The sequence below is a fragment of the Rhizobium sp. CNPSo 3670 genome, from assembly GCF_057784555.1.
Window position 1 is genome coordinate 87,836 of the sequence record NZ_JBXSOL010000017.1, and the last position, 15,086, is coordinate 102,921.

The following is a 15,086-nucleotide window of genomic DNA, read 5'->3' on the forward strand; positions in this document are numbered from 1 at the left end:
GACCACGCGTATAATCGTTTTCGATGCAATGCAGTAAGCTTCGTTTCCGCATTACCATGAAACAATGCCGTTGCAAGCTCAAGAAAATTACTTGGCGCCCAATAACTTCCGGCGCGGATAAATGTCGCGCCGAAATCTCTCGCGTACTCAACCCGGAGGACAGGAAGCATTTCAGCGGAAATTAGCCACTATCGCTGCCCTGCGCCAGAATCAATGGTTGTGCCGTGGCGGGTTTTTCGCGATCTGGCGAAACTCCGACGCACCTTCCAGAACCGCGCCATCCGACAGCTGCGTCACCGAGCGGCGGTAGATCTGCTGCCACGGCGTGGCATCCGCCGGCACCGGCGGAATACCGTCGCTCCTGCGCCGCTCGATCTCCGCGTCGTCGACCAACATGTCGCAGCGCCCCTGGTTGAAGTCGATGCGGATGATATCGCCGGTGCGAAGCCAGGCGAGGCCGCCCCCGGCAGCGCTTTCCGGTGATGCATTGAGGATCGACGGACTGTCGGCGGTGCCCGACTGACGCCCGTCGCCGATTGTCGGCAGGCTGCGAATGCCACGCTTCAACAGATGATCCGGCGGCTGCATATTGACGACCTCGGCCGATCCCGGCCAGCCGAGCGGCCCCGCGCCGCGGATGACGAGGATGGTATCCTCGTCGATGCCGAGTTCGGGGTCGTTGATGCGCTTGTGATAATCCTCGGAACCGTCGAAAACCACCGCCTTGCCCTCGAAGACACCTTCCCGCCCGGGTTCCAGAAGATAGCGCTGGCGGAAATCCTCCGAGACGACGCTCATCTTCATGATCGCGAAATCGAAGAGATTGCCCTTGAGAACGAGGAAGCCCGCCCGCTCCTTCAGCGGTTGGTCGAATGGCCGAATGACCTCGCGGTCGCTGGCCTGCCGACCGTCGAGGTTCTCGGCCATCGTCCTCCCCGTCACCGTGCGACAATCGCCGTCGAGTTTTCCGGCCTGCAGCAGCTCCCACATGATCGCCGGCGTGCCGCCGGCGCGGTGGTAGCGCTCACCGAGATAGGCGCCCGCTGGCTGGACATTGGCCAAAAGCGGGATATCGAAGCCGTACACCTGCCAATCATCGGGATAAAGTTCGACGCCGGCATGCTTGGCCATCGCAGCCAGATGCGGCTGCGCATTGGTCGAGCCGCCGATCGCCGAATTGGTGCGGATCGCATTGAGGAAAGCAGCCCGCGTCAGGATATCCGATGGCTTCAGATCCTCGAACACGATCTCGACGGCGCGCCGTCCGGTGCGGTAGGCCATCTGCCCCCGCTCGCGGTAGGCGGCCGGGATGGCGCCACAGCCGGTGAGCGACAGGCCGAGTGCTTCCGCCAGCGCATTCATCGTTGAGGCTGTGCCCATCGTGTTGCAGTGGCCAACGGACGGAGCCGAGTCGAGCGCTGCCTGCAGGAACTCCTCCCGATCGATCTCGCCTGCCGCATATTTCCGCCGCATCCGCCAGATGACGGTGCCGGAACCGGCCAGTTCGCCTTCGTGCCAGCCATCGAGCATCGGACCGCCGGAAAGCACGATAGCCGGAATATCGACCGTCGAAGCAGCCATGATCGCCGAAGGCGTGGTCTTGTCGCAGCCGGTGGTCAACACGACACCGTCGAGTGGATAGCCGTAGAGGATTTCGACGAGGCCGAGATAGGCAAGATTGCGATCGAGGGCGGCGGTCGGACGCTTGCAGTTCTCGAAGATCGGATGTGTCGGAAACTCGATCGGTATTCCGCCTGCGTCGCGAATGCCGTCGCGCACGCGCTTGGCGAGCTCGATATGCACTCTGTTGCAGGGCGTTAGATCGCTGCCGCTTTGGGCAATCCCGATGATCGGCTTGCCCGAGCGCAGCTCTTCCGGGGTGATGCCGTAATTCATGAAACGCTCGAGATAGAGCGCCGCCATGTCGATATGATCGGGATTGTCGAACCAATCCTGCGAACGCAGGCGGCGTTTCTTCGTTTGGCGGTCCGTCATCATTATCCTCCCGATCGGCCACTCTTCTCTTCGAAATTTAGAAGCGAAGCGCTGCAGTCCGCCTCAGCAACTTCCGCAAGCGCGCCGGCTTTGCCGGTCTCGCTTATCCGGACAGCGGGGCCCGCGCCGATCCTCCCAGCTGCTATCCGCCTTTGATAGTCCCCTCCTCCACGGTTGCAACCGTTTTGATGAACGTAACGCATTTTCATCGGGTGCCAGAAAAACGATACGGGCGAGAACCGAAGTTCCCGCCCGATTTACTCGACAAAGGAAGGTTGAATTCCGCTTATTCCGCCGCGAGCCGAATGACCTCGGCCTCTTCCTCCTTGTGTTCGTCCGGCTTGTGCTGGATGAGCGGGCGATTGCCCGTCAACCGCCGCAGCAGCACGTAGAACACCGGCGTCATGAAGATGCCGAAGAAAGTCACGCCGATCATGCCCGAGAACACCGCAACGCCCATCGCCGCACGCATTTCCGCGCCGGCGCCGGTCGAGACGACGAGCGGCACGACGCCCATGATGAAGGCCATGGAAGTCATGAGGATCGGGCGAAGGCGCAGGCGGCTGGCTTCGACCGCGGCTTCGCGCGGCGTCCGGCCCTCGAACTCCAGTTCGCGAGCGAATTCCACGATGAGGATCGCGTTCTTCGCCGATAGGCCGACAAGGACGACCAGGCCGATCTGGGTGAAGATGTTGTTATCTCCGCCGGTGAGCCAGACGCCTGTCAGAGCGGCCAGGACACCCATAGGTACGATCATGATGATCGCCAACGGCAGGGTCAGGCTTTCATACTGGGCGGCAAGCACCAGGAACACCAGCAACAGCGCGAGCGGGAAGACGACGACGCTCGAATTGCCGGCAAGGATCTGCTGATAGGTCAGGTCCGTCCATTCGAAGTCGATGCCAGCAGGCAGCGTCTCGTGTAGGATCTTCTCGATCGCCGCCTGTGCCTGGCCGGACGAGAAGCCCGGCGCCGGCCCGCCGTTGATATCGGCGGCGAGGAAGCCGTTATAGCGGTTCGCCCGCTCCGGACCCGTGCTCGGCTCCACCTTCAGAAGTGCCGAAAGCGGGATCATCTGGCCCGACGCCGAACGAACCTTCAGCTGTCCGATATCTTCCGGCTGAGCGCGGAATTTCGCGTCGGCCTGCACACGGACGCTGTAGGTGCGGCCGAAGGCGTTGAAGTCGTTCACATAGAGCGAGCCGAGATAGATCTGCAGCGTCTGGAAGACGTCGGTGACGGACACTCCGAGCTGCTCGGCCTTGGCGCGGTCGAGATCGGCATAGAGCTGCGGCACGTTGATCTGGAAGCTGGAGAACAGCCCGGCGAGCTCAGGCGTCTGATAGGCCTTGGCAAGCACTGCCTTGGTCGCTTCGTCGAGCGCCTGGTTGCCCAAGCCTGCGCGATCCTCGATCTGCAGCTTGAAACCGCCCGTCGTGCCGAGACCGTTGACCGGCGGCGGCGGGAACATGGCGATGAAGGCATCCTGGATTGCGCCGAATTTCTGGTTCAGCGCCATGGCGATGGCGCCGCCAGAAAGATCCGGCGTCTTGCGCTCCTCGAAATCCTTCAGCGTCACGAAGACGATGCCGGCATTCGAAGAGTTGGTGAAGCCGTTGATCGACAGGCCGGGGAAGGCGATTGCATTGGCGACGCCGGGCTGCGCGAGCGCGATATCGGTCATGCGCTTGATGACGTCTTCCGTGCGATCGAGGCTTGCGGCATCCGGCAGCTGAGCGAAGCCGATCAGATATTGCTTGTCCTGCGACGGCACGAAGCCGCCGGGAACCGTGGTGAACATGCTGTAGGTCGCGCCGACCAGCGCCAGGTAGACCACCATGACGATGCTCTTGCGCGACACCAGGCCGCCAACACCTTTGCCATAGGCATTCGAGCCTGCGCCGAAGACGCGGTTGAAGCCACGGAAGAACCAACCGAAGATCGCGTCCATGAAGCGCGTGAGCCAGTCCTTGGGCGCGTCGTGGCCCTTCAGCAGAAGGGCGGCAAGCGCCGGTGACAGGGTCAGCGAGTTGAAGGCCGAGATGACGGTCGAGATCGCGATCGTCAGCGCGAACTGACGATAGAACTGACCCGACAGGCCAGAGATGAAGGCGAGCGGCACAAAGACCGCGACGAGCACCAACGCGATCGCGATGATCGGACCGGACACTTCCTTCATCGCCTTATAAGTGGCCGCGCGCGGCGACAGGCCATGCTCGATATTGCGCTCGACGTTTTCCACCACCACGATGGCGTCGTCCACCACGATACCGATCGCAAGCACCAACCCGAACAGACTGAGCGCGTTGATCGAGAAGCCGAAGACATACATGACCGCGAAGGTGCCGATGATCGAGACCGGAACCGCGATCAGCGGAATGATCGACGCGCGCCATGTCTGCAGGAAGACGATGACGACGAGGACGACGAGCGCGATGGCTTCGAGCAGCGTGTCGATGACCTTCTCGATCGAGGAGCGCACGAATTTCGTCGTATCGTAGACGATCTCGTATTTGACGCCCTCAGGCATGGCCAATTGCAGCTGATCCATGGTTGCGCGCACATTGTCGGCGATTTCGATCGCATTCGAACCGGGCGCCTGAAGGGCGGCAACGGCAACGGCCGGCTTACCGTCGAGCAGCGACCTGAGCGTATAGTCGGCGGCGCCAAGCTCGATGCGGGCGACGTCGCGAAGGCGGGTGATCTCCCCATTGGCGCCCGTCTTGACGATGATGTTGCCGAACTCCTCGGGCGTGCGCAGGCGGCCCTGTGCATTCACGTTGAGCTGCAGGTCGACGCCCGGCTGACTCGGCGACGCGCCGATAATGCCGGCGGCGGCCTGGACGTTCTGCGAGCTGATCGCGTTGCTGATGTCGCTGGCGGCGAGTTCATGCTCGGCGGCCTTCTGCGGGTCGATCCAGACACGCATCGAATAATCGCCGGCGCCGAAGACCTGCACCTGGCCGACGCCGGGGATGCGGGCGAGCCGATCCTTGATGTTCAAGGTCGCGTAGTTGCGAAGATAGGTGATGTCGTGGCTGTTCCCGTCGGAGACGAGGTTGACGACCATGATGAAGTCGGGCGAACTCTTGACTGTGGTGATCCCGAGCGCGCGCACTTCCGCCGGCAGGCGCGGTTCGGCCTGCGAAACGCGGTTCTGCACGAGCTGCTGCGCCTTGTCGGGGTCGGTGCCGAGCTTGAAGGTGACGGTGACGTTGAGCACGCCGTCCGACGTCGCCTGGCTCGACATGTAGAGCATGTCCTCAACGCCGTTGATCTGCTCTTCGAGCGGTGTCGCCACCGTTTCGGCAATGACGCTCGGATTGGCGCCGGGATAGGTGGCGCGCACGACGACCGACGGCGGCACGACGTTGGGATATTCGGAAATCGGCAGCGCGCGCAGGCCGATCAGGCCGGCAACCACGATGAGGACCGAAAGAACGCCGGCAAAGACCGGCCGGTCAACAAAGAATCTGGAGATGTTCATATCAAAGCCCTCTCCGGGGTGAACTTGGATGCAACGTCCCTTGCCGGCGGTTTGGGAGCCGCCGGTGGGTCCTGTCATTTCGGAAATTGGCCTTCCCCGAGAGGGGAAGGCTGCGTCTTACTGCGCGGTCGCGACTTTCTCTTCCATCTGCGGAATGACGACGGCGCCCGGACGGATGCGCTGCAAGCCGTTGACGACGATCTTTTCGCCGGCGGTGAGGCCGCTTTCAACCACCCGCTGCCCCTCAGCCAGAGCGCCGAGCTGCACCTGCCGGTATGCGACCTTGTTGTCGCCGTGGACGACGAAGACGAACTTCTTGTCCTGGTCCGTGCCGACGGCGCGGTCGCTGATGACGATCTTGTTCTCAGCTTTCGGCTGGCCCATGCGCACGCGCACGAACTGGCCGGGGATAAGGCGTCCGCCCGGATTATCGAAGACGGCGCGCACGCCGATGGTGCCGCTCGATGCGTCGACCTCGTTGTCGATCAGCTGCAGCTTGCCCTTGATCGGCGTGCCTTCGTCGGCGAGCGTGCCGACCTCGACCGGAATCTCTTCGACGGGCGGCAGAGCGCCGTCCGTCTGCGGCAACTGGGCGAGAGCGCGGGTCACCATCTCTTCGCTGGCGTTGAAGCTCGCATAGATCGGATCGACCGAAACGAGTGTCGTCAGCGCAGGCGAAGCCGATCCGGCCGCAACCAGGTTGCCTGTCGTCACCTCGATCTTGCCGATGCGGCCGGAAACCGGCGCCCGCACCTGAGTGTAATCGAGATTGAGCTGAGCCGACTGCAACGCAGCCTGCGCTGATCGCAGTCCTGCCTGCGCCTCGGCCAGCGCGCTCTGGCGCTGATCGAGATCGCTCTGGGAGATGGTGCGGTTGTCGGACAGCCTGCGGCCGCGGTCAAGCTCGGTCTGCGCCAGGCTGACCTTGGCTTCGGCCGAAGCGACCTGGCCTTGAGCCTGCGCCACGCTAGCCTGGTAAGGAGCCGGATCGATGGTGAAGAGCAGGTCACCCTGCTTCACCAGCGCCCCCTCACGGAAAGCCACCGAAAGGATGGCGCCTTCGACACGGGGACGGACCTGGACACGATCGACCGCTTCGAGACGGCCGGAAAAGGTCTCCCAGGCCGTCACGTCGCGGGCTTCGACCATGGCCACCGTCACCGGTACGGCGGGAGGCTGCGCGGGAGCGGAAGCTGCCGTAGCCGTCGTGCTCATCGGCAGCTCGAAAAACAATGCAGCGCCTGAAACGGACGCAATAAGTCCTATGCCGGCGCCCACGAGGGCCCAGCGCTTGCTTCTGGACGTCATCAGTACTCTCCTTGCGGCCCCAGGCCGCCGAAATATCAGATCTTCTTCAATGCAATTGCGGTTGGACGCTTACGTCCTGAAGGAAACTTCCGAAATGGCGGCTGACGTGTTCCTGCCAGTCGGGTGTCTCCCCAGATTTCCCACCATAAATCGAGGGCCAGCCCGTCCCGGCGGGAAGGACATGCTGGCGCACACCGACGCCGGCCTTTTTCAGGCGGGCACCGTAACCAAGTGTTTCGTCGTGCAGAGGATCATCCTCCGCGGTGAATATCAGCGCCGGCGCGACGCCTGAAAGACGCGAACAGAGGCAGGGGGCCGCGTAGGGGTGGCAGCCGCCACCGCTGAGATAATGGCTCCAGCCGTCCGCCCAGCGCTGCCGCATGCCGATCGCTTCGGCCTTGCGGATCGACGACGTGCCCATGAAGGGATCGAGCAGCGGTGAAATCAGTACCTGGCCGTCGAGCGCCTCCGGCATCTGATCGCGCGCCTTGAGCGCCACTCCGGCCGCGACATTGCCGCCCGCCTCCTCGCCGGCGACAAACAGCAGCGACTTCCGGTCGCCGAGACCGGCGGCGCGCTTGTTGGCGAGATAGGTGAAAACGGAGAAGGAGACTTCCAATGCCTTCGGAAAGAGGTTGCCGGACAGCGTGCTGTAGTCGACGGCGGCGACGATGGCGCCGGCTTTGGCGAGACTGACGGCAACCGGCCGGTCGACATTTGTTTCGCTGTCGAGAAATGCGCCCCCATGCAGGTAAAGCACGATGGGCGGACCCTTGCCGTAATCGGCGCCCTGGTAGACACGCGCGGAAACGGGGCCGATGGCCACCTTATCCAGCATCATGTCCTTCCATTCTACCGTCATCGGTCCGGTCTCTTTTGCACGCAACCGCAGGCACACAACACCTGCCGCTTGCATTTCGTATAAAAAAGATATTGTTATTCAGAACAGGGAATAAGAAGCAATATCACGATAACACTGTTCCGATTCTCGAATAATGGTGCAACGCAAACTGCGGACTTGAAACCGATGGATCAACTTTCGGCAATGCGCGTCTTCATCCGCGTCGTGGAGACGGGCAATTTCACCCGCGCCGCCGACATGCTCGCCATGCCCAAGGCGACGGTGACCAACCTCATTCAGGGTCTCGAAGCGCATCTGCGCACCAAGCTCCTGAACCGCACCACGCGCCGGGTCATGGTGACCACGGACGGCGCACTTTATTATGAACGCGCCGCCCAGATCATCTCCGAGCTGGAGGAACTCGATGGCAGCCTCTCCAATTCGCAAAGCCTGCCGAGCGGGCGGTTGCGCATCGAAATGAGCGGCGCTTTTGCCGACGCCATTATCGTTCCGGCACTTTGCGACTTCTACCAGCGCTATCCGGATATCCGTCTGGACCTAGGGGTCGGCGACCGCACGGTAGACTATCTGGTCGAAAACGTCGATTGCGCGCTGCGGGCCGGTACGCCCACCGATCAGTCACTGATCGCCCGGCGGGTTTCGGAGATGGAGCTGATCACCTGCGCTTCGCCGAGCTACATTCAGAAATTCGGCATGCCCGAACGGCCGGAGGATTTGGAGACCACGCACTACTCCGTCAATTATTTCCGCGCCCAGAACAACCGGACGCTGCCTTTCGAATTTCGCAGGGGCAACGAAATGGTCGAGACGACCCCACGCTGCATTGCCTCGGTCAATGACAGCCGCACCTATCTGACCGCGGCCCTGACGGGGCTCGGCGTCGCGCAGGTGCCGACCTTCATGGCGCGTGAACCGATGCGGCGGGGCGAACTCGTCCGCGTGCTGCCGGACTGGCGCCGTGACCCGGTGCCGCTCTATGTGGTCTATCCGCCGAACCGCCACCTCAGCAACAAAGTCCGCGTCTTCGTCGATTGGCTGGTCAAGCTCCTGGTCGAGGCCAAGCTGAACGATTTCTAGAACATGCCACGCGGTGGCAAAACAGAGACGGCCCGGAAGGCAGAGAAACCTTCGACGGGCCGTAAAATTTGAACATCGGACCTGTCGCGCCGCATACTGGGCGCGGCAGGCTCTGGAGGTTCGGGAGAGAGCGTCAGGGAACTCCACTCTCTCGCGATAAAACAACTATAGGCACTCTCCACACGATTGTAAGGGGGGAGACCTACAATCTTCAATCACATGATTGCGATGAGGGCGCCTTCATCAGATCACGCCGCCGTTGGCGCGCAGTGTCTGACCATTGATCCAGCCGCCGTCCGGGCCGGCGAGAAAGGCGACTGCGGAGGCAATGTCCTCGGGCGATCCGAGCCGTTCCAGCGGATTCATCTTCGACATGCGGGTAATGAGTTCCTCCGTCTTGCCGTTCAGGAAAAGATCGGTCGCCACCGGCCCGGGCGCAATGGCGTTGACGGTGATGTTACGGCCGCGCATCTCCTTGGCCATGATTGCCGTCAGCGTTTCGACGGCGGCTTTGGTGGCGGCGTAAACGCCGTAGGTTTCGAGCTTCAAGCCGACGACCGAAGTCGAAAAGTTGATGACCCTGCCGCCATCGCGCAGACGCCGGGCCGCTTCCCTGAGTGTATTGAACGTGCCCTTGAGATTGACGCCGATCTGGCTATCGAAGTTTTCGTCGTCAGTCTCGGCGAGCGGCGACAGCATCATGATGCCGGCATTGTTGACAAGCACATCAACGCCGCCAAAGGCGCCTTCCGCAGCGTCGAACATCCGCCGGACGGCTTCAGCATTGCTGACATCCGCCTTGGCCGTCAGCGCCCTGCCGCCAGCCTGTTCGATCTCCCGGGCGAGGTCCTCGGCCGCTGCCGCACTGCCGGCATAGTTGACGACGACGGTGAAACCCTCCCTGGCGAGGCGTCTGGCTACGGCCGCGCCGATACCGCGGGAAGCGCCGGTGACGAGTGCGACCTTGCTGTCTTTGTTGGAAGCCATTGTTCTTCTCCTTTTACGCCGCAGCGCGTTTTCGATGAGAAGATGATGCGCCTTTTCTTGCGCCGGTTAATCGTGCATTCTCCGGCATCACTATCCGGAGAACACGAACAAACAAGATGGACAGATTCGATGCCATGCGTGTGTTCTGCCGTGTTGTCGAGCGCCGCAGCTTCACCCTCGCAGCGGAAGACACGGGCCTGCCGCGCTCGACCGTTACCGACGCGGTCAAGCAGCTCGAGGCACGCCTCGGCGTGCGCCTGCTCCAGCGCACGACACGCCATGTCAGCCCGACGCTCGACGGCGAGGCCTACTACCAGCGCTGCCTGTCGATCCTCGCCGACATCGAGGATGCGGAAGGAGCCTTTGCAGGCGCCAGACCGAAAGGCCTGCTGCGCGTCGATCTGCACGGCACGCTCGCGCGCCATTTCGTGCTGCCGTGCCTGCCGTCCTTTCTGGAGACCTATCCCGAGATCGAGTTCTATATGAGCGAAGGCGATCGGCTGGTCGATCTGGTGCGCGAGGGCATCGATTGCGTGCTGCGCGTCGGCACGCCTGCCGACAGCGACATGGTCATCAGGCGCGTCGCCATGCTTGATGAGGTCACGCTCGCCTCTCCCGCCTATATCGCCGCCCGCGGCCCGCCGCAGCATCCTGACCGGCTTGCCGGCCATCGCATGGTCGGCTTCCACTCCAGCAGCACCTGCAGTCTGCTCCCGCTTGAATTCACCATCGGCGGTGCGGCACGTAACATAACCATTCCAGCGACGATCACGGTCAACGCCGCTGAAAGCTATGTTGCGGCAGCGAGGATGGGCCTCGGTCTGATCCAGATCCCGCGCTACCACGCCGAAAAAGATCTGTCCGACGGCACGCTGGTCCACGTGCTCCGGGATTTTCCACCGACCCCGACCCCGGCTTCCCTGCTCTACCCCCGCAACCGCCAGCTTTCGCCCCGCGTGCGCGTTTTCATCGATTGGCTGGTGAAGCTCTTCGCTCGACAAAATTCCAAAAACACGCTTTGCTAATATAAGCGTTTAGGGGAAGAGCCATGGCACTCAGCGATATCACCGTCTACCAGACGGAAGATGGCTTCGTCGTCGAATTCGGCGGTGAGGGCGAAGACAGCATTGCCGTAACGCTGCGAAGCGCACCCGAACTGACATTGGAAAACGCAATCCGGCGTGCAAAGGCCCTGCTTGCGGCAGCAATCGAACCGGCCCATGGTGACGGCGCGCGCAGTAAGGATCCGGCCCTGCTCGAAGAGGAACTGGAGGAAGGCCTGGAAGATTCCTTCCCCGCGAGCGATCCGGTCTCGATTACATCATCCTCGATCCCCATGCGTAATCCGAATGCCGGCCGCTGACGCGCTCGGCGCCATCAAATGGTTTTGGGATGACGGCGGCGGCAGCGAATGTTATCTGCCTCGGTTATGACGGATGGTGGTATGACAAAAGGCGCGATCGGCGACGGCGCGCTTGCCGGCGAAGGCCTCAGGGCGTTTTTCGAGCGCGATGCGATCACTGTCGCCCGCGACCTGCTCGGATGCCATCTGAGCGTGGACGGCGCCGGCGGCCGCATCACCGAGACCGAAGCCTATTTCCCCGATGACGAAGCCTCGCACAGTTTTCGCGGGCCCACCAGGCGCAATGGCGCCATGTTCGGCCGGCCCGGCAATGTCTACATCTACCGCATCTACGGCATGTACTGGTGCCTGAACTTCGTCTGTCATCCGGGCTCGGCCGTGCTGATCCGGGCGCTCGAGCCGGAAACGGGAATTGCCGCTATGACGGAGCGGCGCGGCACCGATATGCTGACGGCGCTCTGCAGCGGCCCGGGCAAGCTCTGCCAGGCGCTCGGCGTCGACATCGAAATCAATGACAGACTGCTCGACCGCCCGCCATATGCGTTGACGCCGTCCACGCCGGTGCCGATTGTTGTGGGAAAACGCATCGGCATCACGAGAAATGCCGAAGCACCGTGGCGCTTCGGCATTCAGGGATCGCGTTTTCTCAGCAAGCCGTTTCGCTGATCACTCCATGACCGCACTGTGGTCGACGGCAGGCGCGGCCTTCGGCTTGCGCAGCAATAGCACCAGCGGAATGACCGCGAGCGACATTAGCATCAAGAGCTTGAAATCGTCCATATAGGCGATGATCGTCGATTGCAGCGTGATCATCTCGTTGAGCGAAGCGCGGCCGGCGGCCGTGAGCGGGCTCAACCCCTGCGCCGCGACAGCATTGAAGGCGTGGTTGAAAGGCGTCACATAGGCCGCGATCGACTCGTGATTGCTCTGCGTGTTCTCGACGATCAGTGCCGAGACGATCGAGATGCCGACCGCCGAGCCGATGTTTCGCGACAGATTGTAGAGGCCGGTGCCGTCGCCACGCATTTGGGCGGGCAGCGTCGCGAAGGCGATGGTCGTCAGCGGCACGAAGAGAAAGCCGAGGCCGGCGCCCTGGATGAAGCCGACCGAGACGATCGTCCATTGCGAAACATCAGGCGTCCATCCCGTCATATCGTACATCGCCCAGGCAGTCAGGCCGAGACCGAGCACCAGCAGCAAGCGCGTATCGACCTTGCCGATCAGCCGCCCGACAATGAACATACAGAGCATGGTGCCGAGCCCGCGCGGCCCCATGACGATGCCGGCGGTAATGACGGGATAGCCCATCAGCGTCTGCAGATAGGGGGTCATCAGCGCCAGCGAGGCGAGGTAGGTCACGCCAACCACGAAGATGAAGATCATGCTCACCGTGAAGTTCTGGTCGAGAAACAGCTTCGGATTGACGAAGGATTTCTCTGCGGTCAGCGTGTGCACCAGAAGCAGATAGAAGGCGGCGGCGCAGACAATCGCTTCGACCACGATCTCGCCCGAAGAAAACCAGTCGAGCTGCTCGCCGCGATCGAGGAAGAGCTGCAGCGCGGCGATGAACAGGCTCATCATCCCGAAGCCGAACCAGTCGAGTTTGGCGAGCGCATCCCGCTTGGTCTCGGCAACGAAGACAACGATGCCCATAAAGGCGAGCGCGCCGATCGGCACGTTGATATAGAACACCCATCGCCAGCTGATATTGTCGGTCAGCCAGCCACCGATGACCGGGCCGAGCACCGGCCCGACCATGACCGAGACGCCGAAAAGCGCCATGGCCGAGCCGCGTTCCTCCACCGTATAGATGTCGAGGAGAATGCCCTGGGAAAGCGGCACCAGCGAGGCGCCGAACAGGCCCTGCAGCAGGCGGAAGGCAACGATCTGGTTCAGCGATTGCGCCAGGCCGCAGAGAACGGAGGCGGCCACGAAGCCAGCGATAGCGACGAGCAGCACGCGCTTGCGGCCGAATTTGGCGGCGAGGAAACCGGAGGGCGGCGTCATGATCGCCGCCGCAACGATGTAGGAGGTGAGCACCCAGTTGATCTGGTCGGCGGAGGCCGACACGCTGCCCTGGATATAGGGCAGCGCCACGTTGGCGATCGTCGTGTCCAGCGCCTGCATGATGACGGCGAGAATGACGCAGGCCGTGATCGCGCCGCGATTGGCGACCCGGGTCGCCGGAGATGCAGGAGCGTTACTCATGGTCCTTGCCCTGAGGCCAGCCCAGAAGCGTGTTGACGAAATCGGGCAGGCCGCGGGCATGGCCGGTATCGACATCGACGACCGTGCTCATGCCGACCCGCAACGGCGGCTTGCCTGCGGCATCCTCGATGCTGACGCGCATCGGAATACGCTGCACGACCTTCACCCAGTTGCCGGTGGTGTTCTGCGCCGGCAGCAGCGAGAAGCTGGAACCCGAAGCCGGGCTGATGCTCTCGACCTTGCCCTTCCAGGTCACGCCGGGATAAGTGTCGACATGGATCTCGGCCGACTGCCCAGGCTTGACATAAGTCAGCTCGGTTTCCTTCGGGCTGGCGGCGATCCACAAATGGTCGGTAGCGACGAGCGAGAAGGCCTGCTGCGAGGCCTGCAGGTAGGAGCCGACCTGCAGCGCGTTGACATTGGTGACGATGCCGTCGAAGGGCGCCTTGACGACACTGTGGTCGAACTCGCGCTGGGCGTTGTCGACCTGCGATTTGGCCTGCAGGTAGAGCGGGTTTTCCTCGACCGGCTGGTCGGCCCTGCCGCCGAGCTGGGCGAGCGTCGTTGCTGCTTCCGCCTTGGCGACGGCAACCTTCTGCTGAGCGGCCTCGAGATTGTGCTTGGCCTCGTCATAGGCGGATTGCGTCGCGCTGCCGTTGTTGACGAGGGCCTGCTGCCGGTCGAACTGATCCTGGTAATAGGGCAGATCGGCTTGCGCCTGCGTGATCTCGGCAAGCGACTGCTGATAGCTGGCCTTGAGGTTCATGATCTGATTGCGCTGCACGCCGAGCTGCGCCTTGGCGCCGTCGAGAGCGATCTTGAAGGAATCGGCCCTCAGGCTGAAGAGCACCTGCCCCGCCTTTACCGCCTCGTTTTCATGCACGTCGATCCGGTCGACGATGCCCGAGACATCCGTGGTGACCCCGACCATATCGGCCTGGATATAGGCGTTGTCGGTCGACATCACCTGACCGCCATTGACGTAATAATAACCGCCGACAACGAGCGCGACCGGCAGCAGGGCGAAGAGAACGGGCCGCGTGAGACTGCGCCGGCGGCGGACCTTGTTGCCGCCAGGCGCAGCCACGGCGACAACCGGCGCTGAACTGGATGAAGGCGCTTCGGCTACCGTTTTCTGCTGTTTCGCTTCATTTTCTTCAATAGGTGACTTTGCATTGGCGTCGGCAACGACGCGGAGGGGAGGTTGATCAGCCATCGTTCATCTCATTCTCGTCAACCGGGGTCCGGCATGCCTGGACCAGGTTGGTCTTCATTACGGACAGGATGTGGAAAAGCTGTTCACGCTGCTCGACTGACACACCTTCCAGCGCCTCTGCGCGGGTCACATCGCCAAGTTCGCGCATTTCGGCGAGCAGAGGATGCGCTTCGTCGCGCATGTAGAGCAGCCAGATCCGCCGGTCGGTCGGATGCTGGCGGCGCTCAATGAGCCCGCGTTCAGCGAGTTTGTCGAGAATACGCACCAGCGTGATCGGCTCGACTTCGAGAATTTCGGCAAGGCCGCTCTGGTGGATCCCCTCGTTATTCGAGAGATAGGCGAGCGTCTGCCATTGCGAACGTGTCAGCCCAAGACACTTGGCGCGTTGCTCGAAGCGCTTGCGCAGCAGTCGTGCGACATCGTGGAGAAGGAATCCGAGTGTGGGCGTGGCGTTCATGGAAACCTGTGCCGGATATTTATAAGCATCCTTATGATGTGCTCACATATATTGAGCGCAGACGCTCGCACAAGAGCTTAAGCCGCAGATTTTGCAACCGGAGCCAAAATGCCGCAGCCCGCAGCC

At 62.3% G+C, this 15,086-nt stretch carries 12 protein-coding genes; 4 read left to right on the plus strand and 8 right to left on the minus strand.

Annotated features, from left to right (window positions below; translation table 11 throughout):
- Positions 1–210: 210 nt before the first annotated feature.
- The 4 genes from AC13QO_RS18915 to AC13QO_RS18930 all read right to left on the minus strand — a co-directional run bounded on the left by AC13QO_RS18915 (position 211) and on the right by AC13QO_RS18930 (position 7,652).
- A complete protein-coding gene (locus tag AC13QO_RS18915) occupies positions 211–1,995 on the minus strand; it encodes an IlvD/Edd family dehydratase (protein ID WP_285194120.1) in 1,785 nt (594 codons plus the stop codon).
- A gap of 286 nt (positions 1,996–2,281) precedes the next feature.
- Complete coding sequence (locus AC13QO_RS18920) at positions 2,282–5,482, minus strand: efflux RND transporter permease subunit (protein ID WP_085779211.1); 3,201 nt, start codon at positions 5,480–5,482, stop codon at positions 2,282–2,284.
- Between the two features lie 117 nt (positions 5,483–5,599).
- Positions 5,600–6,790: an efflux RND transporter periplasmic adaptor subunit gene (locus AC13QO_RS18925; protein ID WP_488541507.1), complete on the minus strand. Its 1,191-nt coding sequence runs from the start codon at positions 6,788–6,790 to the stop codon at positions 5,600–5,602.
- Between the two features lie 46 nt (positions 6,791–6,836).
- Positions 6,837–7,652: an alpha/beta hydrolase fold domain-containing protein gene (locus AC13QO_RS18930; protein ID WP_488541508.1), complete on the minus strand. Its 816-nt coding sequence runs from the start codon at positions 7,650–7,652 to the stop codon at positions 6,837–6,839.
- 165 nt (positions 7,653–7,817) lie between these two features.
- On the opposite strand from AC13QO_RS18930, the gene AC13QO_RS18935 reads away from it, so the two are divergent.
- On the plus strand, positions 7,818–8,729 hold the full coding sequence (locus AC13QO_RS18935; RefSeq protein WP_097600688.1) for a LysR family transcriptional regulator: 912 nt from the start codon (positions 7,818–7,820) through the stop codon (positions 8,727–8,729).
- Positions 8,730–8,972: 243 nt separating this feature from the next.
- Here AC13QO_RS18935 and AC13QO_RS18940 read toward each other — a convergent pair whose 3' ends face one another.
- Positions 8,973–9,716, minus strand: coding sequence for an SDR family oxidoreductase (locus AC13QO_RS18940; protein ID WP_488541509.1), 744 nt, complete (start codon positions 9,714–9,716; stop codon positions 8,973–8,975).
- A gap of 116 nt (positions 9,717–9,832) precedes the next feature.
- Between AC13QO_RS18940 and AC13QO_RS18945 the strand changes: the two genes are divergently transcribed.
- The 3 genes from AC13QO_RS18945 to AC13QO_RS18955 are packed head-to-tail and all read left to right on the plus strand — an operon-like array spanning position 9,833 to position 11,745.
- A complete protein-coding gene (locus AC13QO_RS18945; RefSeq protein ID WP_488541510.1) occupies positions 9,833–10,741 on the plus strand; it encodes a LysR family transcriptional regulator in 909 nt (302 codons plus the stop codon).
- Between the two features lie 23 nt (positions 10,742–10,764).
- Complete coding sequence (locus AC13QO_RS18950) at positions 10,765–11,079, plus strand: hypothetical protein (RefSeq protein WP_488541511.1); 315 nt, start codon at positions 10,765–10,767, stop codon at positions 11,077–11,079.
- Between the two features lie 48 nt (positions 11,080–11,127).
- Positions 11,128–11,745 carry a DNA-3-methyladenine glycosylase gene (locus AC13QO_RS18955; protein WP_488541512.1) on the plus strand — a complete coding sequence of 206 codons (618 nt, stop codon included), beginning with the start codon at positions 11,128–11,130 and terminating at the stop codon, positions 11,743–11,745.
- Here the strand turns inward: AC13QO_RS18955 and AC13QO_RS18960 are convergent, their stop codons facing one another.
- Genes AC13QO_RS18960 through AC13QO_RS18970 form a run of 3 tightly spaced genes read right to left on the minus strand, consistent with a single transcriptional unit; the run spans position 11,746 to position 14,960 of the window.
- Positions 11,746–13,287: a DHA2 family efflux MFS transporter permease subunit gene (locus tag AC13QO_RS18960; protein ID WP_488541513.1), complete on the minus strand. Its 1,542-nt coding sequence runs from the start codon at positions 13,285–13,287 to the stop codon at positions 11,746–11,748.
- Positions 13,280–14,503, minus strand: coding sequence for an HlyD family secretion protein (locus tag AC13QO_RS18965; protein ID WP_488541514.1), 1,224 nt, complete (start codon positions 14,501–14,503; stop codon positions 13,280–13,282). Before AC13QO_RS18965 ends, AC13QO_RS18960 begins: the two co-directional genes overlap by 8 nt.
- Positions 14,496–14,960 carry a MarR family winged helix-turn-helix transcriptional regulator gene (locus tag AC13QO_RS18970; protein WP_020922126.1) on the minus strand — a complete coding sequence of 155 codons (465 nt, stop codon included), beginning with the start codon at positions 14,958–14,960 and terminating at the stop codon, positions 14,496–14,498. Before AC13QO_RS18970 ends, AC13QO_RS18965 begins: the two co-directional genes overlap by 8 nt.
- Between the last annotated feature and the right edge of the window lie 126 nt (positions 14,961–15,086).

Excerpts from the sequence above, each read along its gene's own strand:
- AC13QO_RS18965 (WP_488541514.1), bottom strand. The coding sequence starts at position 14,503 with ATGGCTGATCAACCTCCCCTCCGCGTCGTTGCCGACGCCAATGCAAAG.
- AC13QO_RS18945 (WP_488541510.1), top strand. The coding sequence starts at position 9,833 with ATGGACAGATTCGATGCCATGCGTGTGTTCTGCCGTGTTGTCGAGCGC.
- AC13QO_RS18940 (WP_488541509.1), bottom strand. The coding sequence starts at position 9,716 with ATGGCTTCCAACAAAGACAGCAAGGTCGCACTCGTCACCGGCGCTTCC.
- AC13QO_RS18950 (WP_488541511.1), top strand. The coding sequence starts at position 10,765 with ATGGCACTCAGCGATATCACCGTCTACCAGACGGAAGATGGCTTCGTC.
- AC13QO_RS18920 (WP_085779211.1), bottom strand. The coding sequence starts at position 5,482 with ATGAACATCTCCAGATTCTTTGTTGACCGGCCGGTCTTTGCCGGCGTT.
- AC13QO_RS18970 (WP_020922126.1), bottom strand. The coding sequence starts at position 14,960 with ATGAACGCCACGCCCACACTCGGATTCCTTCTCCACGATGTCGCACGA.
- AC13QO_RS18930 (WP_488541508.1), bottom strand. The coding sequence starts at position 7,652 with ATGACGGTAGAATGGAAGGACATGATGCTGGATAAGGTGGCCATCGGC.
- AC13QO_RS18935 (WP_097600688.1), top strand. The coding sequence starts at position 7,818 with ATGGATCAACTTTCGGCAATGCGCGTCTTCATCCGCGTCGTGGAGACG.
- AC13QO_RS18925 (WP_488541507.1), bottom strand. The coding sequence starts at position 6,790 with ATGACGTCCAGAAGCAAGCGCTGGGCCCTCGTGGGCGCCGGCATAGGA.
- AC13QO_RS18960 (WP_488541513.1), bottom strand. The coding sequence starts at position 13,287 with ATGAGTAACGCTCCTGCATCTCCGGCGACCCGGGTCGCCAATCGCGGC.
- AC13QO_RS18915 (WP_285194120.1), bottom strand. The coding sequence starts at position 1,995 with ATGACGGACCGCCAAACGAAGAAACGCCGCCTGCGTTCGCAGGATTGG.
- AC13QO_RS18955 (WP_488541512.1), top strand. The coding sequence starts at position 11,128 with ATGTTATCTGCCTCGGTTATGACGGATGGTGGTATGACAAAAGGCGCG.